Origin of the sequence: Roseomonas sp. FDAARGOS_362, assembly GCF_002754815.1 — a bacterium.
Taxonomy (GTDB): Bacteria; Pseudomonadota; Alphaproteobacteria; order Acetobacterales; family Acetobacteraceae; genus Roseomonas; species Roseomonas mucosa.
The window spans coordinates 2,081,957-2,100,735 of record NZ_CP024588.1 but is presented as its reverse complement, the minus strand read 5'-3'; the positions used below and the strand labels follow the sequence as shown (position 1 = coordinate 2,100,735).

Annotated in this window: 16 protein-coding genes; 9 read left to right on the top strand and 7 right to left on the bottom strand. The window is 70.9% G+C overall.

The genetic code is table 11. The features are described 5' to 3' along the window. The first annotated feature begins 295 nt into the window (after positions 1-295). The 6 genes from CTJ15_RS14490 to CTJ15_RS14465 all read left to right on the top strand — a co-directional run bounded on the left by CTJ15_RS14490 (position 296) and on the right by CTJ15_RS14465 (position 8,767). Complete coding sequence (locus CTJ15_RS14490) at positions 296-1,447, top strand: mandelate racemase/muconate lactonizing enzyme family protein (RefSeq protein WP_058390259.1); 1,152 nt, start codon at positions 296-298, stop codon at positions 1,445-1,447. A gap of 235 nt (positions 1,448-1,682) precedes the next feature. Further along, entirely contained in the window at positions 1,683-2,738 is a 1,056-nt protein-coding gene (locus tag CTJ15_RS14485) for a mannonate dehydratase (RefSeq protein WP_216348630.1), read from the top strand. Positions 2,739-2,894: 156 nt separating this feature from the next. Next, on the top strand, positions 2,895-4,868 hold the full coding sequence (locus CTJ15_RS14480) for an ABC transporter substrate-binding protein (protein ID WP_075822335.1): 1,974 nt from the start codon (positions 2,895-2,897) through the stop codon (positions 4,866-4,868). 65 nt (positions 4,869-4,933) lie between these two features. After that, a complete protein-coding gene (locus CTJ15_RS14475; protein WP_019461873.1) occupies positions 4,934-5,920 on the top strand; it encodes an ABC transporter permease in 987 nt (328 codons plus the stop codon). A gap of 7 nt (positions 5,921-5,927) precedes the next feature. After that, positions 5,928-7,043, top strand: a complete 1,116-nt coding sequence (locus CTJ15_RS14470; RefSeq protein ID WP_019461872.1) for an ABC transporter permease — start codon at positions 5,928-5,930, stop codon at positions 7,041-7,043. Further along, entirely contained in the window at positions 7,040-8,767 is a 1,728-nt protein-coding gene (locus CTJ15_RS14465; RefSeq protein WP_216348631.1) for an ABC transporter ATP-binding protein, read from the top strand. Before CTJ15_RS14470 ends, CTJ15_RS14465 begins: the two co-directional genes overlap by 4 nt. A gap of 24 nt (positions 8,768-8,791) precedes the next feature. Here CTJ15_RS14465 and CTJ15_RS14460 read toward each other — a convergent pair whose 3' ends face one another. Genes CTJ15_RS14460 through mdcA form a run of 7 tightly spaced genes read right to left on the bottom strand, consistent with a single transcriptional unit; the run spans position 8,792 to position 14,845 of the window. Next, positions 8,792-9,724, bottom strand: coding sequence for an acyltransferase domain-containing protein (locus CTJ15_RS14460; RefSeq protein ID WP_099781647.1), 933 nt, complete (start codon positions 9,722-9,724; stop codon positions 8,792-8,794). Then, positions 9,721-10,563 (bottom strand): triphosphoribosyl-dephospho-CoA synthase MdcB, encoded by an 843-nt coding sequence (gene mdcB, locus CTJ15_RS14455; protein ID WP_019461869.1) that lies wholly within the window; start codon positions 10,561-10,563, stop codon positions 9,721-9,723. The genes CTJ15_RS14460 and mdcB overlap by 4 nt, the downstream gene beginning before the upstream one ends. Continuing rightward, on the bottom strand, positions 10,560-11,222 hold the full coding sequence (gene mdcG, locus CTJ15_RS14450) for a malonate decarboxylase holo-[acyl-carrier-protein] synthase (protein ID WP_099781646.1): 663 nt from the start codon (positions 11,220-11,222) through the stop codon (positions 10,560-10,562). Before mdcG ends, mdcB begins: the two co-directional genes overlap by 4 nt. An 8-nt stretch (positions 11,223-11,230) precedes the next feature. Further along, positions 11,231-11,971 (bottom strand): biotin-independent malonate decarboxylase subunit gamma, encoded by a 741-nt coding sequence (mdcE, locus tag CTJ15_RS14445; protein WP_099781645.1) that lies wholly within the window; start codon positions 11,969-11,971, stop codon positions 11,231-11,233. After that, a complete protein-coding gene (locus CTJ15_RS14440; RefSeq protein ID WP_099781644.1) occupies positions 11,958-12,872 on the bottom strand; it encodes a biotin-independent malonate decarboxylase subunit beta in 915 nt (304 codons plus the stop codon). The genes mdcE and CTJ15_RS14440 overlap by 14 nt, the downstream gene beginning before the upstream one ends. After that, positions 12,869-13,186, bottom strand: coding sequence for a malonate decarboxylase acyl carrier protein (mdcC, locus tag CTJ15_RS14435; protein ID WP_019461865.1), 318 nt, complete (start codon positions 13,184-13,186; stop codon positions 12,869-12,871). Before mdcC ends, CTJ15_RS14440 begins: the two co-directional genes overlap by 4 nt. Before the next feature lie 12 nt (positions 13,187-13,198). Then, the gene (gene mdcA / locus CTJ15_RS14430) at positions 13,199-14,845 is read right to left on the bottom strand and encodes a malonate decarboxylase subunit alpha (RefSeq protein ID WP_019461864.1); all 1,647 of its coding nucleotides are present in this window, start codon (positions 14,843-14,845) and stop codon (positions 13,199-13,201) included. 269 nt (positions 14,846-15,114) lie between these two features. On the opposite strand from mdcA, the gene CTJ15_RS23970 reads away from it, so the two are divergent. The 3 genes from CTJ15_RS23970 to CTJ15_RS25150 all read left to right on the top strand — a co-directional run bounded on the left by CTJ15_RS23970 (position 15,115) and on the right by CTJ15_RS25150 (position 18,761). Then, entirely contained in the window at positions 15,115-15,351 is a 237-nt protein-coding gene (locus CTJ15_RS23970; protein ID WP_058390249.1) for a malonate transporter subunit MadL, read from the top strand. Positions 15,352-15,363: 12 nt separating this feature from the next. Next, a complete protein-coding gene (locus tag CTJ15_RS14420; RefSeq protein ID WP_051004903.1) occupies positions 15,364-16,107 on the top strand; it encodes a GntR family transcriptional regulator in 744 nt (247 codons plus the stop codon). 377 nt (positions 16,108-16,484) lie between these two features. Beyond that, complete coding sequence (locus CTJ15_RS25150) at positions 16,485-18,761, top strand: ATP-binding protein (protein ID WP_126281889.1); 2,277 nt, start codon at positions 16,485-16,487, stop codon at positions 18,759-18,761. Positions 18,762-18,779: the final 18 nt, after the last annotated feature.

Here is an 18,779-nt window from a genome sequence, read left to right as displayed (position 1 = left end):
GCGGTACGATCGAAGGGGTATCATTTTCACGACCGAATATGATTCGTTAGTTCTGGCCCGCACCTGAATTTCATACGGCAGGATCATGGGCCCTCCCCCTTCCGGCTTCAGGCGCCCGGAGCAGCGGGAAGCCAGCGGAGCGGTCCCGGGCCGCGGCGGCGCCCCGGCGGACCTGGCCTCCAGGCCCATTGCGGTCTGCCACGCGCCATTGTTTCCTCCCCCGGAAGAAGCCGGACGCCGCGGGGCGGGATACTCCGCCGCGCGGGAAGGCCGGCCGGGCAAGGGGAGGGAACGGGTGCGGATCGAACGGCTGCGCGCCTTCATGACACGCGACAGGGACCGCCCGCGCGTGCTGCTGGCCATCGACACGGATGCGGGGATCACCGGCTGGGGCGAATGCTACAACCACGGCCCGGACAGGGCCCTTCCGCCGCTGCTGGACTACCTCGCCACCTTCCTGGCGGGGCAGGACCCACGGCGCATCGAATACCTGATCCAGTTCCTGATGCAGCAATCCCGCTTCCCGCCGGGCGCGCTGGGCCTCGCCGCCATCTCGGCCATCGACCACTGCCTGTGGGACATCTCAGCCAAGGCGCTGGACGTGCCCGTGTACATGCTGCTGGGCGGCCATGCGCGCGACCGCGTGCGGGTCTATGCGGGCGTCTATACTGCGCCTGACCCGCCGCAGGCGCGGGCGGAGATGGAGGCGCTGCACGCGGCCTGGGGCTTCACCGCCTTCAAGCTCAGCCCCTACCGCATCGACCTGCACGCGCATCGCTGGGGCGAGGTGGTCCGGAGCAGTGCGGAATACTTCCGGCAACTGCGGGAAACGCTGCCATCCGGCTTCGAGATCGCCTTCGACGCACACGGCAAGATCTTCGAGCCGCGCCAGGCGATGCAGCTGGGCAATGCGCTGGCACCCTATGACCCGCTCTTCTTCGAGGAGCCGATCCGGCCGGAGAACTTCGAGGCCTGGGGCGCGTTGCGGCGCGGCCTGGATTGCACCCTGGCGACGGGGGAATCCCTCTATAGCCGCTTCGAGTTCCTGCGCCTTCTCCAGGTACAGGGCTGCGACATCGTCCAGCCGGATGTCTGCGCCGTGGGTGGCTTGCTGGAGATGCGCAGGATCGCCGCCATCGCGGAAGCGCACTACGTCACCATCGCGCCGCACAACCCGATGGGGCCGCTCGCCACGGCGGTGAACCTGCATTTCTGCGCGTCGCAGCCGAACTTCCGCATCCTGGAATACCGCTTGCCGCCGATGGGGGAGGGGGCGGGCTGCTATGTGCGCGATCCCTACCTGCCACGGGACGGTTATCTCGAACTCCGTCCGGACCGGCCAGGCTGGGGTGTGGAGATCGACGAGGAGTACCTGCGCCAGGACGGCTACATCCACTGGGAGCGCAAGGTGCCGCGCCGCCCCGACGGCTCCACCGCCTTCCCCTGAGGCGGCGGGCAAGGTCCGGAAGCTGGCAGGATTGATCATACCATTCCGCTCGCTCAGGCGAGCGATCGGGACGGTGACCGGCACCCGGAGGCACCGGCATCCGTAAACCCCATACGGAGCCTGGAAATCCGCTTGTGGAGCCGGCCATTTCCACTCTATTCATATGACAAATATAAGAGCCATGGCACCCCTCGCGGATGTCTGGGCAGGGAGAGCGGGCCTTGGCGCGAATGTCATGTCCTCGGGTGACGAATGCGGCTGCGGGCGCCGCCATGCTCCTCGAACGGGGCAGGGCCTGACCGTGCATCTTGGCACCCAGGTCCCCGCCCGCGACGACGAAGACTACCGGGTGATGGCGCAACTCGGCATCCGCCACGTCTGCGCCGATCCGCCCGGCAACCCGCATGACTGGACGCTCGACACGCTGCTGCGCTTCCGCGACAGGCTCGGAGGCTTCGGCCTGTCGCTCGACATGGTGCAGCTGCCGCTCTCCTCGCGCCCGATCGAGCAGCAGCACAGCCCTGACATCCTGTCCGCCGGGCCGGACCGTGACCGGCAGATCGACGGCATCTGCCGTCTGATCGAACGGCTGGCCGAGGCCGGCATCCCCGCCGCGAAGTACAACCTCAACATCATCGGCATCCCGCGCACCGCGATGGAACCCAGCCGGGGCGGCGCGATGAGCGAGGCCTTCCGCTGGGAGAAGGCCGACCATGACGCGCCGCCCACCCTGGCGGGCATCCTGCCGGAGGACGAGAACTGGGCGCGCGTCGACTATTTCCTTGAACGCGTCGTGCCGGTGGCGGAAAGCAGCCGCGTCCGCCTCGCCTGCCATCCGCACGATCCCTACACGCCGCCGGGCTATCGCGGCGTGACACGCGTGCTGGGCACGGTGGAAGGGCTGAAGCGCTTCGTGCAGATGCGCGAGAGCCCTTACCATGGCCTCAACTTCTGCCAGGGCACGGTCGGCGAGATGCTGGACGACCCGCGGCGCGAGGTCGGCGACGTCATCCGCTGGTTCGGCGAACGGAAGAAGATCTTCAACGTGCATTTCCGCAACATCCACGGCGGCAGGCTCTCCTTCATGGAGACCTTCCCGGAGGATGGCGACATGGACATGTGGGAGTCGCTGAGGACCTATGGCGAGACCGGCTATGAGCACATGATCATGCCCGATCACGTGCCGACCATCAGCGGACGCGATCCCCGGGATACGGCCTTCGCCTTCTGCTATGGCTACATCACCGGACTTCTGCAGGCGATGGGCCGCCTGGATCGCGAAGTTGATTGACTTTGATCGATGGTGATTATTACCCTTTCATGAATTCCGATTGAACCGGAACGGCCCCGGTCTCCAAAGGTCCGCAAGTAAAGACCGCCAAAGTGCGGAAACAAGAGCGCGAAGCGCGAACCGACCGGGGAACAGCCCGGCGGCCTGGAGGAAGAGATGTCCGAGAACAAGGAAAGCCGCCCCCGGGCGGTGCCTGGATCCTGTCGCCTGGAACGCCGCCGCCTGTTGCAGGGCGCCGTCGGCGCCACGGTGGCCATGGCCCTGCCGGGCGCCGCCTCCGCCCAGGGAGCAGCCGCAAAGGAAGCGCCGGACCTGGCCAGGCTGGCGGCGGACAGGAAACTGCCGCCGCTGGCCGAGCGCCTGCCGAAAAGCCCGCTGGTGGTGCAGGTCGAGAAGGCCGGCCGCTATGGCGGCACGTTGCGGCGCGGGCTGCGCGGCTCCTCCGACCACAACGGCATCCTGAAGATCGTCGGCAACCAGGGGCTGGTGCGCTGGAACCTCGCCTATACCGAGGTGCTGCCGAGCGTCGCCGAACGCTGGGAGATCAACGCCGACGCGACGGAATTCACCTTCCACCTGCGCCCCGGCATGCGCTGGTCGGACGGGCATCCCTTCACCGCGGATGACGTCGTCTTCGCCATCGAGGACTGCGCCAAGAACACCGAGCTGTACCGCTCGCCGCCCTCGGCCATCGTCATCGCCAACAAGCCCGGCACGGCGGAGAAGGTGGACGACAACACGGTACGCTTCCGCTTCGCTGCGCCCTACGCCATGTTCATGGAGGCGCTGGCCACGCCGCTCGGCCAGTACCCGACGCTGTTCCCGAAGCACTACTGCAGCCAGTTCCACCCCAAGTACGGCACGGGCGTCGCGGAGGCCGCGAAGGCGGCCGGCATGTCCGACTGGGCCGCGCTGTTCCGCGCGAAGTGCGGCGACGTCGAGATCCCCTCGCGCTGGGGCAATCCCGAGAAGCCGGTGCTCGATCCCTGGATGATCCGCGAGCCCTATGCCGGTGGCGCGACGCGCGTGGTGCTGGAGCGCAACCCGTACTTCTGGCAGGTCGACACGGCGGGCAACCAGCTTCCCTATATCGACCGCCTGAATCTCGGCATCTCGCAGGATGTCGAATCCCTGATGATCGACGCCGTTTCCGGCAAGCTCGACATCCAGGACCGGCATATCGACAGCCTGCAGAACAAGCCGACCCTGTCGCGCAACATGCAGAAGGGTGGCTACCACCTGGTGGAGCTGATCGGCGCCTCCTCGCAACAGATGCAGATCTACCTGAACCTGACGCACAAGGACCCGCAGATGCGGGCCATGTTCGGCAACAAGGGCTTCCGCCAAGCGCTGTCCCACGGCATCAACCGGGCGGAGATCATCGAGCTGGTCTATCTCGGCCAGTCCGAGCCCTGGCAGATGGGACCGCGCCCGGGGCATCCCTGGTATCACGAGACGCTGGGCCGCCAGTTTACCCAGTACGACCCGGCCAGGGCCAATGCCATGCTGGACGAGCTCGGCTACAACAAGAAGGACGGGCAGGGCTTCCGCCTGCGACCCGACGGGCAGAAGGTCTTCTTCGCCGTCGATGTCATCCCGACCCTGGCGCCGGACCAGGTGGATGCGCTGGAGCTGGTAAAGCGCCACTGGGCCGCGATCGGCGTGGACATCAAGGTCAACACCATCGAGCGCGCCCTCTACTACACGCGCGGCGACAACAACGACCACGACGCGGCCACCTGGGCAGGGCCGGGCGGGCTGGACCCCATGATCGACCCACGCGACTATTTCGCGCAGCATCCGCAGGGCACGCGCTACGGCCTGCCCTGGGCGCAGTGGTACGTGTCCGGCGGCAAGGAAGGGCAGGAGCCGCCCGAGCACCAGAAGAAGCGGATGCAGCTCTTCGACCAGGCGCGCGGCACGGCGGACCTGGCCAAGCGCGGCGAGATCATGAAGCAGGTCTTCGACATCGCCGCCGAGGCCTTCGAGCCGATCGGCATCTGCCTCTACTGCAACTCCTTCGGCGTGGTGCGGAACAACCTGCAGAACGTGCCGCCGCGCTATCCCAGTTCCTGGTCCTGGCCCAATCCGGGCCCGGCCCTGCCGCAGCAGTTCTTCTTCTCGTCGTAGCCCCGGCGCGGCCCTGCCCCCTTCGTGGGGCAGGGCAAGGCGCCCTGAACCTTTCTGGCGGGACCATGCTGAAATTCATCCTCAAGCGCCTGGCCTGGATGGTGCCCGCCCTGCTGGTGGTCTCCTTCCTGGCCTTCGTGCTGATCCAGCTTCCACCCGGCGACTACGTGACGACCTATATCGCCACGCTCGCCGCCTCCAACGAAACGGTGGACCAGAACACCGCCGCCGAGTTGCGGGAACGCTTCGGCCTCGACCAGCCGATGCTGGTCCAGTACGTGAAGTGGATGGGCAACATCCTCCTGCGCGGGGATTTCGGCCTGAGCTTCGAATGGCAGCAGCCGGTGAGCGGGCTGATCTGGGAGCGCATGGCGCTGACCCTGGTGCTGACGCTGGCCACGTTGATCCTGACCTGGGCCATCGCCCTGCCGCTCGGCGTCTTCTCGGCGGTGAGGAAGTACTCGGTCGGCGACTACGTGCTGACCTTCCTCTCCTTCGTCGGGCTGGCCATCCCCTCCTTCCTGCTGGCCATCGTGCTGATGTACTTCGCCGCGGTGGAATGGGGGCAGGAGGTCGGCGGCCTCTTCTCCGACGAGTACGTCGCCGCGCCCTGGAGCATGGCGAAGCTGCTGGACCTGCTCTCGCATCTCTGGATTCCCGTGGTGATCCTGGCCGTCTCCGGCACGGCGAGCCTGGTGCGCGTGATGCGGGCGAACATGCTGGACGAGCTGCACCGGCCCTATGTCACCACCGCCCGGGCCAAGGGGCTCTCGGAATTCCACCTGCTGGTGAAATACCCGATGCGGGTGGCGCTGAACCCCTTCATCTCCACCATCGCCTGGCTGCTGCCGAACCTCGTCTCCGGCTCCATCATCGTGGCCATCGTGCTGAACCTGCCGACGGCGGGGCCGATGCTGCTGCAGTCGCTGATGAGCCAGGACATGTACCTGGCCGGCGCCTTCGTGCTGCTGATCTGCGTGCTGACCCTGATGGGCTCGCTGATCAGCGACATCCTCCTCGCCATCGCCGATCCGCGCATCCGGCTGGAGTAGCGATCCCATGTCCGACGCCGTCCTCGGGACCATCGACCGCCGCAGCCTCGCCGTCGCCTCGCAATGGCAGCTGGTCTGGTGGGCCTTCCGCCGCCACCGCCTCGCCATGATCGGGCTGGTGGTCACGGTCATCTTCTACGTCGTCGCCCTGGTGCCCGGCTTCTTCGCGATCAACGATCCGGAGCAGCAGAACACCCGCGCCGCCTACCATCCGCCGCAGATGATCCATTTCGTCGCGCCGGATGGCAGCTTCGGCCCCTTCGTCCATCCCTCGATCCTGAAACGCGACCCCGAGACGCTGGAGATGCGCTACGTGCCGGACGAGAGCCGGGTGGTGCGCCTGCGCCTCTTCGGCCAGGGCTACGAGCACAACCTCCTCGGCCTCTTCCCCACCCGCGTCCACCTCCTGGCCCCGGGCGAGCCGGGGCAGGTGGTGCTGCCACTGGGCGCGGACCGGCTGGGGCGCTGCGTCTATTCCCGCATCATGCAGGGGGCGCAGATCTCGCTCTCGGTGGGGCTTGTCGGCGTCTTCCTGTCGCTGACGCTGGGCATCATCCTGGGCGGCGTCTCCGGCTATTACGGCGGCTGGGTGGATTCCGCCGTGCAGCGCGCGGTGGAATTCGTGCTCTCGCTGCCCTCCATTCCCATCTGGCTCGCTGCCTCGGCCGCCCTGCCGCATGACTGGCCGGCGACGCTGAACTATTTCATGATCACGCTGATCCTCTCGCTCACCGGCTGGGCGCAGCTCGCCCGCGTGGTGCGCGGCCGCTTCCTCAGCCTGCGGACGGAGGACTTCGTGGCGGCGGCGCGGCTGGACGGCGCCTCGGAGAAGCGGGTCATCTTCCGCCACATGCTGCCCTCTTTCGCCAGCCACATCATCGCCTCGGTGACGCTGGCCATCCCGGCGATGATCCTGGCGGAGACCTCGCTCTCCTTCCTGGGCCTGGGATTGCAGCCGCCAACCATCTCCTGGGGCGTGCTGCTGCGGGAGGCCCAGAACATCCGTTCCATCGCCACGGCACCATGGCTCTTCGCCCCCGGCGTCGCCGTGGTGCTGTCGGTGATCGCCCTCAACTTCCTGGGAGACGGTCTGCGCGACGCCGCGGACCCGTACAACAAATGAGCGCCACGATCCTGGAGGCCCGGCCGGCGGCCCCGATGCCGGCACCCTCCGACACCGTGCTGGAGGTGCGCGACCTCGTCACGCATTTCCCGACCCGGGCGGGGGTGGTGAAGGCGGTGGACGGCGTCTCCTTCACCCTGCGGCGCGGGCGCACGCTCTGCGTGGTGGGGGAAAGCGGCTCGGGCAAGAGCGTCACCGCGCGCTCCATCCTGCAGATCGTGGACGCGCCGGGGCGGATTGTCGGCGGCGCCATGGTGCTGCACCGGCCGGATGGCAGTTCGGTGGACCTCGCGAAGCTGCATCCGCGCAGCCGGCAGATCCGCGCGGTGCGGGGGCGGGAGATCGCGATGATCTTCCAGGAGCCCATGTCCTCGCTCTCCCCGGTGCATACGGTGGGCGACCAGATCACCGAGGTGCTGCGCCTGCACCTGGGCATGAGCAAGGCCCAGGCGCGGGCGCGCTGCATCGAGCTGCTGGGGCAGGTGGAGATCCCCCGCCCCGAGCAGGCGATCGACCGCTACACCTTCGAGTTCTCGGGCGGGATGCGGCAGCGCGTGATGATCGCCATGTCGCTGGCCTGCAACCCGTCGCTGCTGATCGCGGACGAGCCGACCACCGCGCTCGACGTCACCACCCAGGCGGAGATCCTCGACCTCATCAAGCGCCTCCAGGCGCAGCACGGCATGGCGGTGATGTTCATCACCCATGACATGGGCGTGGTGGCCGAGATCGCCGACGAGGTGCTGGTGATGTACCACGGCAAGGTCGTGGAGGGCGGCCCCGTGGACCAGGTCTTCCACGCGCCGCAGAATGCCTACACGAAGATGCTGATCGGCTCCGTCCTGAAGCTGGAGCACGAGGCGGAGATCCGCCAGCACCGCAAGCCCATCGCGGCCGAGGTGCCGCCGGTGCTGGACGTGCGCAACCTCACCATGATCTTCGGCAATGCCAGGAACCCGGTCCTGGCGGTGGACGACGTCTCGCTCCAGCTCCGCCCCGGCGAGACGCTGGGCATCGTGGGGGAATCCGGTTCCGGCAAGACCACGATGGGCCGCTGCCTGCTGCGGATGTACCAGCCGACCGCCGGCGCCATCCGCTACCGCCGCGCCGATGGCGGGATCGTCGATCTCGCCACGGCGGACAAGGAGGTGCTGGCCGCCGCGCGGCGGGAGATCCGCATGGTCTTCCAGGACCCCGTTTCCTCGCTGAACCCGCGCATGACCGTGGCGCAGATCGTGGGCGAGCCGCTCCTGGTGAACCGGATCGCCAAGGGCCGGGAACTCGATGCGCGCGTGGCCGAACTGCTGAAGCAGGTCGGGCTGAACCCGGACTGGCGGGAGCGCTATCCCCATGCCTTCTCCGGCGGGCAGCGGCAGCGCATCGGCATCGCGCGCGCCATCGCGCTGAACCCGCGCATCATCGTGGCGGACGAGGCGACCTCGGCGCTCGACGTGTCGCTGCGGGCGCAGATGCTGGACCTGCTGATGGGACTGCAGGACCGGCTGGGCCTGTCCTATGTCTTCATCAGCCACGACCTCGGCGTGATCCGCTACATGTGCGACCGGGTGGCGGTGATGTATCGCGGCAAGGTGGTGGAGACGGGCCCCGCGCGGCAGGTCTGCGACCATCCGGCCCATGCCTATACCCAGGCCCTGCTTTCCGCCATTCCGCGCCCCGATCCGCGGGCGCGGCGGATGCACCAGCGCTTCCGCTACGTGGCCTGAGCCCCGGCGGGCGCCGCCCGCCCGTCAGGCGGCATGACCCGCCAGCCAGTGACGCACCCCGTCCAGGCTGCGGAAATCCTCCAGGCTGCGGGCCGGGATGCCGGGACAGGCCTCCGCCGCCATGGCCGCCAGGGCGCGGCCGGGGCCGAGCTCCAGGAAGGCGCTGGCCCCGGCCTCGGCGCAGGCCTGCAGGCAGGCCGTCCATTCGATGGTCCGCGCCAGTTGTGCCGCCAGCTTCTCCGCCCCCTGGGCTCCGTCGAGCACCGGGGCCGCGTCGATGCCGCTCAGCAGCCGGCATCCGGGGGCCGGGCGCTTCGCGGGCCGGGCCTCCTCGATGGCGTCGCGGAAGGGGCCGACGGCACCGGCCAGGAAGTGTGTGTGGGACGCGACATGGACGGGCAGGGGTTCGGCCCGCAGGGCACCGGCCGCGCGGGCCGCCTCGCACAGCATGGCCAGCGCCGCAGCCGGGCCTCCGACCACATGCAGCAGCCCCGGATTGACGATGGCCAGCGCCGCGCCGTGCCGGGCGCAGAGGGCCTCGACCCGGTCCCTCTCCAGGCCACGGATATAGGCCAGCCCTTCCCCGGGGCCGCCGGCCGCGTCCATGGCCCCGGCCCGGCGCGCGATCAGCGGCAGCACCCGTTCCGGCGGCAGCAGCCCGGCGCAGCCCCAGGCGGACACCTCGCCGAGGCTGTAGCCGGCCACGACCAGCCGCCCCCCCAGCGCCCCGCGCAGCGCCAGGAAGGCGGCGAGCTGCTGCGTGCCGCAAAGGACCTGCGCCATCCGGTTCCCGTGCAGGGTGGCGGCATCCGCGCGCCGGACGAGGCGGCGCGGGTCCTCGTCCAGAAGCGCCGTGGCGGCGGCGAAGAGTGGCGCGGCCTCCGGCGCCGCTGCGGTCAGGGCGAACATCCCGGCGTGCTGCGTCCCCTGGCCGGGGCAGAGCAGGGCGAGGGTCATGCGGCCTCCATCGCCCGCAGGAAAAGGCTCATGGCCAGCAGGTCGGCCGAACCGCCGGGGCTGAGGCGCCGGGCCACGAAATCCGCGCCGATCCCGGCCGCCGCCGCGCGCCAGCCCGGCCGGCCCACCCCGCCGCCTTCCAGGAAGCCGCGGGCGGCCCACTGCGCGAAGGCCAGGCCCTCCGCCCCGCCCCGGTGCAGCAGGTTGGTGTCGCCCAGCGTGGCGATCAGGGCGAAGCAGGACTGGACACGCGCCGCCTCGTCATCCCCCGGGGCCAGCCGCGCCCCCTGCCGCAGCGCCGGCAGGCCGGTGTGGTAGAGGGTAGGGAAGCCCGCCGCCGCCTCCTGCCGCGCCCCACCCGCGCCATGGCGCCGCGCGGCGCACCCGCCATGGCTGTCGGGGGCGGAGGGCGTGCCGAGGATCTCCCCGCCCCAGAGGCGCTCCACCACATCGCCCAATGTGCCCTGGGCGCCCTTCAGCCGGGCCCCGGCCGCGGCGCAGAGCAGGCCCAGGCCGAAGATCGCGCCGCGATGCGTGTTCACCCCGCCCGTGGCGCGGAGCATGGCCCCCTCCGCCTCCAGCCCGATGGCGCGGAGCCGGGGCATGGAGGCCCCCTCGATGCCGGCAAGGGCGAGGCGGGCCAGGAAGGGCTCGATCGCCGCCGCGCTGCGCCGGAAGCTGCCCGCATCCATGTCCGTATGGCTGCCATTGTCCACATGGCTGACCAGGCCCGGCTTGGGCCATGTCTCCACCTCCAGCACCAGGCAGCGCGCGGCAAGGCCGCCGATCCGCGCGGCCTCGGCCCGGAGCGCCTGGGGCAGGGGGCGGAGGAAGCTCATGCGGCCCCCGCCGTGCCGAGGAAATCCGCGCGCGGAAGCAGCGCCACGCCCCCGGCGCGCTTCACCAGGATCTCCGCCGCACCGGCCTGGATCTCGCGCCAGTTCGCGCCGCTGCCATCGGGCAGCAGGACCTCGCCATCCAGCCGCATCGGTGCCCGGGCCTCGACCCCTCCCAGGGCGGCGAGCAGCGCCGCCATGCGGGGCGGCGGCAGCACCGGCCAGAGCAGGTCGAGGTCGGAGGCGGGGCCGAGATAGTCCAGCCCGGTCAGCGCCGCCCAGGCCAGGCTGCCGAAGACGCGCGGCGTGACGCGGTGCGCCGCGCCCAGGGCGAGCAGCGCCTCCAGCACCGGCCGCCAGCCCGGGGGCGCAGAGGGCAGGGCCTCGGCCAGGGGCAGGGGCGGGCGGATCTCCGTCACCGCGTCCCCGGGCAGCAGCACGGCGAGGCGCCGCTTGCCGGCGGAAGGCGGCAGGGGCAGCCCGGCCGCGATCCCGCCAGCGGCCTCGCATTCCCCGCGCCGCCGCGCCACCAGCGGCCAGCCGCGCCGCGCCCAGCCGGCCAGCAGGGGCTCCCCGCGCCATTCCGGCCGTGTCTCCAGCATGGCGGCCCAGCCTTCGGGCGAGACCCGCAGCAGGGCGTGGCGCGGTGGGGTCTCAGCCATGGGCCGCCTCAGCCATGGCGCAGGGCCAGCTCCTGCACCCGTGCCGCGATTTCCGCCGCCTTGGGCCTTCCGCCGCGTTCCTGCCCCAGCGCGGCGCGCGTGTCGCGTTCCGGTAGGCCGCGCGCGAGCAGGGCCCGGAACTGTTCCGCCAGTGGGGCCGCCGGGTCCCAGGTTTCCAGCACCGCGCCGGTCCGGGCGAGGTTGTCCAGTCCGGGCGCGAAGACCGGGGTGGATTTCGCCTTCTCCTGCAACACCTCCAGCGGGAGCTTGGTCACCCGCGCCATGGAGGGCAGGTCCATCACCGCCGGTTCCGCGCCTGGCAGCGCCACCAGCACGCGCGTTGCCAGCGCCGTGGCGATAAAGGCGCCCGCCGCCGTATGGCCGTAGAGCAGGCCGACCGTCGGCCGCCCGCGCAGGTCGGCCAGGACGAGGCACTTGGCCAGATGCGCCAGGAACTCGTTCAGCCCGAGCAGCTCGTCGCGCCGGCTCATGCGCTGGCTGTCGCTGTCCACCAGCACCAGCACCGGGCCCTGGCCGTCCTTCTCCAGCGCCGCGAGTACATGGCCGGACAGCGCCAGCGCCCCCTCCACGCCCAGGGCCGCGCGGCGCGCCACGCCGATCACCACGGCCTCCTGTCCCCCCGGTGGCCCATCCGGCAGGGTGCCGCTGCCGGCGATCAGCCCGTCCTCTCCGATGCGGACCGCATGGCCTGCCGGGAAGAGGGAAGCGAGCATGTCAGCGGGCGTCATCGGCGCTCTCCGCGATACGGGTGGCGAGCTCCGCGAAAGCCTTGTCGTCCAGCTCGGGCACGGTGTCCGGTGCCTCGGCCCCCAGGGCGCGCCAGATCTCCCGCGCATCGGTGCTGTTGCCGAAGCGCTGCAGCCGCGCTTCCAGCCGCTTCTGCTCGGCCCGCATCGCGGCGAGGCCGAAGCCGCCCGCCTCATGCAGCGCCCGCAGTGCGGCCTCGCGGAAGGCCCCCATCGTGTCGGCGCAGTACCCGTCCGCCCCGCCCAGCAGGCGGCGGTGCTTGCCGCCCATGGTCCGCCAGATCAGCGGCCGGTCGCGGGAGTCGAACTCCTCGACACCCTTGTTGGTCTCGATCACTTCCGGGCCGGAAACGCTGATGCGCCCCTGTTCCGAGACGACGAGGCGGGAGCAGCAGCCGGCGATCAGCCCGCCGCCGCCATAGCAGCCGTTCCGACCGCCGATCAGCCCGACGACGCGCGCCCCGGCGGCGCGGGCCTCCAGCAGCGCGCGCATGATCTCGGCGATGGCGAGCTCGCCGGCATTGGCCTCCTGCAACCGCACGCCGCCCGTGTCGAAGAGGATCAGCACGCGGCCCGCCGCCCCCATCTCGCGCGCCGCGCGCAGCAGCCCGGTCAGCTTGGCGCCATGCACCTCGCCAAAGGCTCCGCCCATGAAGCGGCCTTCCTGCGCCGCCACCAGCACGGGCTGCCCGTCGATCCGCCCGGCGCCCGCCACCATGCCGTCGTCGAACTGGCGCGGCAGGTCGAAGAGCGGCAGATGCGGGCTCAGCTCGCGCGTCTCGGGGCCGAGGAACTCGGTGAGGCTGCCAGGGTCCAGCAGCCCCTGGAGGCGCTGGCGGGCGCTGGCCTCGTACCAGCTCGCCTTGCGGAGATCGAGGCTCACGGCGCGTCCTCCTCGATCAGCCGCTGCGCCTGGGCGAGCCGCAGTGCCACCGTGTCCGGCCGCGCGCCCCCGTCGTTCACCGAAAGGCGCAGGCCGCCGGGCGAGCGGCGCGCGACGAAATCCGCCACCACCGCCTCCCAGACCGTGCCGAAGCCATGCGCGGCGGTGGCGATCTCCACCACGCATTCCGTGCCCGGCAGCACGCGTTCCGCCAGCACTTCGAGGTTGCCGGAGGCGACCACGCCGGCGATCGCCGTCTTCCGCGTGCCGCCGGCCGGCTTCGCGGCCCGGTGGCGGAAGGTCAGGTTCTCCATGGGATCGTCTCCTCACCAGTTCCGGAAACGCGCGGGCGGCTGGTAGAGCCCGCCCGACCAGTGCGCGAGATCCTTGATCGAACGCGCCGCCAGCAGGCCGCGATCGGCATCCAGCGGGTCGATGCCCAGATCCTCCGGCCGCCGGATCACGCCTCGTTCGCGCAGCCGCTCCACCATCCCCGCATCGCGCCCGCGCCCAAGCGGGGTATAGCCCGCCACGCCCCGGATCGCCTGCTCGCGCTCATCCCGGTCGCGGCAGAGCAGCAGGTTGGCGATGCCTTCCTCGGTGACGATATGCGTGACGTCGTCGGCATAGACCATGACCGGCGCCAGATCGAGCTTCAGCCTGTCCGCCAGCAGCAGCGCGTCGAGCTGCTCCACGAAGAGCGGCGCGTTCTTGTCGCCGAAGGTCTCGCCGATCTGCACCACCAGCTTGCGCCCGCGCCGCAGCGCGGCGGCGCCGTCCGGATCGGCCTCCCGCCCCGCGCGCAGCCAGGGCTCGCTGGGATGGCGCCGCCCACGCGCGTCGGAGCCCATGTTCGGCGCGCCGCCGAAGCCCGCGATGCGCGACTGGGTGACGGTGGAGGAATGCCCCTCCAGGTCGATCTGCAGCGTGGAGCCGATGAACATGTCGCAGGCATAGAGGCCGGCGGTCTGGCAGAAGGCGCGGTTGGAGCGCAGCGAGCCGTCGGCGCCGGTGAAGAAGATGTCGGGCCGCGCCGCGATGTAGCGGTCCATCCCGACCTCGGAGCCGAAGCAGTGCACCTGCTCCACCCAGCCGCTCTCGATGGCCGGAATCAGTGTGGGATGCGGGTTCAGCGCCCAGTGGGTGGCGACCTTGCCCTTGAGGCCGAGGCGCTCGCCATAGGTCGGCAGCAGCAATTCGATGGCGGCGGTGTTGAAGCCGATGCCGTGGTTCAGCCGGCGCACGCCGTACTCGGCATAGATCCCCTTGAGCGCCAGCATGGCGGTGAGGATCTGCGTCTCGGTGATGGCGGCCGGGTCGCGGGTGAAGAGCGGCTCGACATAGAAGGGCCTGCCCGCCTCCACCACGAAGTGCACGCGGTCGCCGGGGATGTCCACGCGGGGCACCTTGTCCACCACCTCGTTCACCTGCGCCACCACCACGCCGTTCTTGAAGGCCGTGGCCTCCACCACGGTCGGCGTGTCCTCGGTGTTCGGCCCCGTGTAGAGATTGCCCTCGCGATCCGCGCTCACCGCCGCGATCAGCGCCACATGCGGCGTCAGGTCGATGAAGTAGCGGGCGAAGAGTTCCAGATAGGTGTGCACCGCACCCAGTGCGATCTGCCCGCCATAGAGCATCCGCGCGATGCGGGCCGATTGCGGGCCGGAATAGGCGAAGTCCAGCCGCCGGGCGATGCCGGTCTCGAAGATGTCCAGATGCTCGGGCAGCACCACGCCCGACTGCACCATGTGCAGGTCATGCACCTTGTCCGGGTCGAGCCCGGCCAGGGCGCGGGCCAGCAGGTCCGCCTGCTTCTGGTTGTCGCCCTCCAGGCAGACGCGGTCGCCGGGGCGCAGCACCGCCTCCAGCAGCGCGCCCGCCCTGGCCGCGGGCACCACCTTGCCCTGCGCCAGGGGCGCCCCCGCGGCGATGCGAGCCTCCCGCGCTTCCTGTTCCTGGCGCCATTGGGCCATGGCTTCCCTCCCCGCTTCTCGGAACCCGGCGGCCCCGGGCAGGGCGGCCTTCACCTCATGTGGATGCCAGAGTGGCGCATCCGCTATTTCGTGTACAGCGCAAGTTTGTTGCCACGTTGTTGCATACTTTGTTGCTTGTCGACCGGTGTTTTGCATACTTAAACCCAGGCCGGCGGCAGACTGGCCCGTGATCTCGGGAACATCCAGGAAGGATTCCGGCCCATGCCGCTTCCCTTTGCCCAACGCCCCGCCATGCCGGGGGGCTGCCCGTGACCATCTTCGGCGTCGCCCTGCCCGCGGTCTGCACCCCGGCCGGCGTTCATCTGAGGGACCTGCTGGGCTTCGCGCCCGGCGTGAAGGCCAATGTCGGCGGGGTCGGCCTCGCCGCCACCGATCCGCGGCTGGTGCCCTATGGCGCGCTGACCGCCAATTTCCACACCGGCCTGGGCTGCCTCGTGGCGCCATCCGTGCTCTATCTGGCCGTCCGGGCCCTGATGGGCGGCTGAGCGATGGATGGCATGGAGGCGGGATCGGTGCCGGAGCCGGTGGAGGCATTGTCGGAGGAGCGGATTCTCCTGTCCGAGCGCATCCGCAACGCGCTGACGGACGAGATCGCCTCCGGCACCCTGGCGGCCGGCACCGCGCTGGACGAGCAGCTCCTGGCCGACCGCTTCGGCGCCTCCCGCACCCCGGTGCGGGAGGCGCTGCGCCAGCTCGCGGTGAGCGGGCTGGTGGAGCTGCGCCCGCGCCGGGGCGTGGTGGTGACCCGCGTGACCGCGACGCGCATCATGGACATGTTCGAGACCTCGGCCGAGATGGAGGCGCTCTGCGTCCGCCTCGCCACCTATCGCATGACGCCGCTGGAGCGCAGCCGGCTGATGGACCTGCACGACGCCTCGGCGGAGATGGTGCGGCGTGGCGATGTCGATGCCTATGACGGCTTCAACCGGGATTTCCACGACGCCATCTACCGCGCCACGCACAACGCCTTCCTGGCGGAGCAGGCCATGGCGCTGCGCGGCCGGCTGGCGGCCTTCCGGCGCACGCAGCTCCGCCACGGCGACCGCATCCACCGCTCGCGCGAGGAGCACGGGCAGGTGATGGCGGCGATCGCGCGGGGGGATGGCGAGGAGGCGGCGCGCTGCATGCGGGCGCACATGCTCAACGCCGCCGGGGCGCTGCGCGGCTACATCGCCGCCCATGCGGCGCAGGAGCAGGACCAGGAGCGGATCGCCGCAGGACGGCATCGACCGGAAGCGTGAGGCTGAGGTCCCGGCAGGTGGGTGAAGGATCCGTGCCGGACACCCGCGAACCGGCGATGCCCGGGCGGTGCCTCCCCGGAACGGTGCCGCGGGGAGCCTGAGCCGCCCGCCCGGCGACGGGCCCGGCCCGGGGGGCATCCGGGGACCGGGCTCCGGGGAGACGCCCGGCCAGGATGAACGCTCCATCATTCCACTCCACCATCATCGCGGTTGCAGGACCGGCCCCTAAGCGGGATGCTGCGTGCATGGCCGCGACGGCGGGATAAAACGGGGGGAAGGCGAACCGTGACAGGGTGTGGCGAAGGCCCGGCTGCGCGCCTGGACCGGCCGGCGCGCGGATCGCCGCATGGCCGCCCCGGTGCCTGGCGGGGCGGGGCTTGAAGAGCCCCTCCTCCTTCCTTGGCCGGTCCGGCGGCATGGTCCGCTTCGTCCGCGCGACCGGGCTGCTGGCGGCGGTGGCCATCCTGGCCGGTGCCGGGCTGACGGCGATGCATCTGCGCACCAGCGCGCTGGCGACGGCCAAGGCGAATCTGGCCGCGCTCGACACCCTGCTGGCGGAACAGTCGGACCGCGCCCTCCAGAGCGTGGAGCTCGTGGTGAACGGCGTGGCCGGGGACCTGCGGGACGGCCAGTTGCAGAGTGCCGAGGAGTTCGACAGACGCGCCACGGCGCCGGAAGTCTTCGGGATGCTGGTGGCGCGGATCTCGGGCATCCCGCAGCTCGATGCCGTGACCATCATCGCCCGGGACGGGCGGCTGCTGAACTTTTCCCGCTACCAGCCGGTGCCCCCGGTCAACGTCGCCGACCGCGACTACTTCAAGGTGCTGAGCACCGATTCCTCGCGGCTGACCTTCATCGGCCTGCCGGTCGAGAACCGGGGGAATGGCAGCCCGACCGTCTACCTGGCCCGCCGGATCTCCTCGGCGGAGGGACAGTTCCTGGGCCTGGTGCTCGGGGCCATGAACCTGCAGTACTTCGATCGCCTCTATGCCGATCTGAGGATGCCCAAGGATACGCGCATCGCCCTGTGGCGCGACGACGGGGCCCTGCTGCTGCGGCATCCGTCGCTTCCCGCCGGCACACAGGGCATGGACCTGCCGGCCGGCATGCGGCCGGGTGAACGCCAGGTGGAGGAACTGCGCAACCCGGTGGATGGCCGGCACCACCTCGTGGCAGCGACACGGTTGCAGACCCAGCCCGTGGTGGTCAGCATCAGCCGGACCACGCAGGCGGTGCTGGCCCGCTGGCGCATCGATGCCGGCATCCTGATCGTCTCGGCGATGCTGATCGCCGTGACGCTCCTGCTCATCGCCACCTTCGTCGCCGGGCGCTTCCGCCTCTATAGCCGCATGGCGGAGGCCATGGCGGCACGCGAGACGGCCGAGCAGGGGCGGCGCAGCGCCGAGGAGCAGCTAAGGCAGGCGCAGAAGCTGGAGGCGCTGGGACAGCTTGCCGGCGGTGTGGCGCACGACTTCAACAACGTGCTGCAGGCCATCGCCGGGGGCGCGAACCTGATCCGCCGCCGTGCCGGCGATCCGCAGGCGGTGGAGAAGCTGGCGGCGATGATGGGCGAGGCCGCGGAGCGCGGGGCGGCGGTGACGCGCCGCCTGCTCGCCTTCGCCCGCAAGGACGAGCTTCGCAGCGAGAGCGTGGCGGTCGAGGCTCTGCTGGCCGACCTGGTCGAGATCCTGCGGCACACGCTGGGACCGGGGCTGCGCATCGTCGTGGAGGTGGAGCCCCGCCTGCCGGTGCTGTGCGCGGACCGTTCGCAGCTGGAGGCGGTGCTGATCAACCTGGCCACCAATGCGCGGGATGCGATGCCCAGGGGCGGGACGCTCCGCTTCGCCGCCTCGCGTGCCCCGGAAGGCGAGGCGCCGCCGCTCCCTCCGCTGTCCGGGGCGCCCCAGGATGGGGGCGGGCAGGCGCCGGACCAGGAGACGGCGGCCGCGTCCTACCTGCGCCTGACCGTTTCCGACACGGGGAACGGCATGGACCCGGCGACGCTGTCGCGGGCGACGGAACCCTTCTTCACCACCAAGCCCAAGGGGCAGGGCACCGGCCTCGGCCTGTCCATGGCCAAGGGCTTCGCGGAGCAGTCCGGGGGCGCCCTCGTCATCGCCAGCACGCCGGGCCAGGGCACCACGGTCACGCTCTGGCTGCCCCTGCCGGTCCGGGAGGACGCGGCCGCCGACCTGCCCCGGGCCGCCCCGGCGGCGCGGGCCGGGACCGTGCCCGCCGGCGAGACGTCTGACAGCCAGGCCGGCGGGCGCCGTTCCGTGCTGCTGGTGGAGGACGAGGCCGCGCTCCGTGAACTCCTGTCGGATGCGCTGGCGGAATGCGGCTTCCATGTCAGCGCGGCCGGCAGCGGTGCCGAGGCGCTGGCCTCCCCGGCGCTGCCACGGGCTGAACTGCTGGTCACCGATCTGGCCATGCCCGGCATGAACGGGCTGGAACTGGCGCGCCGGGCCCGCCTGCGGCGTCCGGGGCTGGGCGTGCTGCTGGTCACCGGCTTCGCCGGCGAGGCCGCGGAGGACGATCTGGCGGAGGCGAGGGCGGGCGGCCCCTTCGCCATCCTGCGCAAGCCCGTCACCGTGGAACAGATCGCCGCCGCCATCGCCGGCCTGCTCGCCGCCCAGCCGGAAACCGCTCCCTGAATGACGGCCCGGCCGCTC

Bases quoted from the DNA above. Each gene is read 5' to 3' on its own strand.
- CTJ15_RS14420 (WP_051004903.1), top strand. From the start codon at position 15,364: ATGGAGGCGGGATCGGTGCCGGAGCCGGTGGAGGCATTGTCGGAGGAG.
- CTJ15_RS14480 (WP_075822335.1), top strand. From the start codon at position 2,895: ATGTCCGAGAACAAGGAAAGCCGCCCCCGGGCGGTGCCTGGATCCTGT.
- mdcE (WP_099781645.1), bottom strand. From the start codon at position 11,971: ATGACGCCCGCTGACATGCTCGCTTCCCTCTTCCCGGCAGGCCATGCG.
- CTJ15_RS14470 (WP_019461872.1), top strand. From the start codon at position 5,928: ATGTCCGACGCCGTCCTCGGGACCATCGACCGCCGCAGCCTCGCCGTC.
- CTJ15_RS14475 (WP_019461873.1), top strand. From the start codon at position 4,934: ATGCTGAAATTCATCCTCAAGCGCCTGGCCTGGATGGTGCCCGCCCTG.
- mdcC (WP_019461865.1), bottom strand. From the start codon at position 13,186: ATGGAGAACCTGACCTTCCGCCACCGGGCCGCGAAGCCGGCCGGCGGC.
- CTJ15_RS14485 (WP_216348630.1), top strand. From the start codon at position 1,683: ATGTCCTCGGGTGACGAATGCGGCTGCGGGCGCCGCCATGCTCCTCGA.
- CTJ15_RS14460 (WP_099781647.1), bottom strand. From the start codon at position 9,724: ATGACCCTCGCCCTGCTCTGCCCCGGCCAGGGGACGCAGCACGCCGGG.
- CTJ15_RS14465 (WP_216348631.1), top strand. From the start codon at position 7,040: ATGAGCGCCACGATCCTGGAGGCCCGGCCGGCGGCCCCGATGCCGGCA.
- mdcA (WP_019461864.1), bottom strand. From the start codon at position 14,845: ATGGCCCAATGGCGCCAGGAACAGGAAGCGCGGGAGGCTCGCATCGCC.
- mdcG (WP_099781646.1), bottom strand. From the start codon at position 11,222: ATGGCTGAGACCCCACCGCGCCACGCCCTGCTGCGGGTCTCGCCCGAA.
- mdcB (WP_019461869.1), bottom strand. From the start codon at position 10,563: ATGAGCTTCCTCCGCCCCCTGCCCCAGGCGCTCCGGGCCGAGGCCGCG.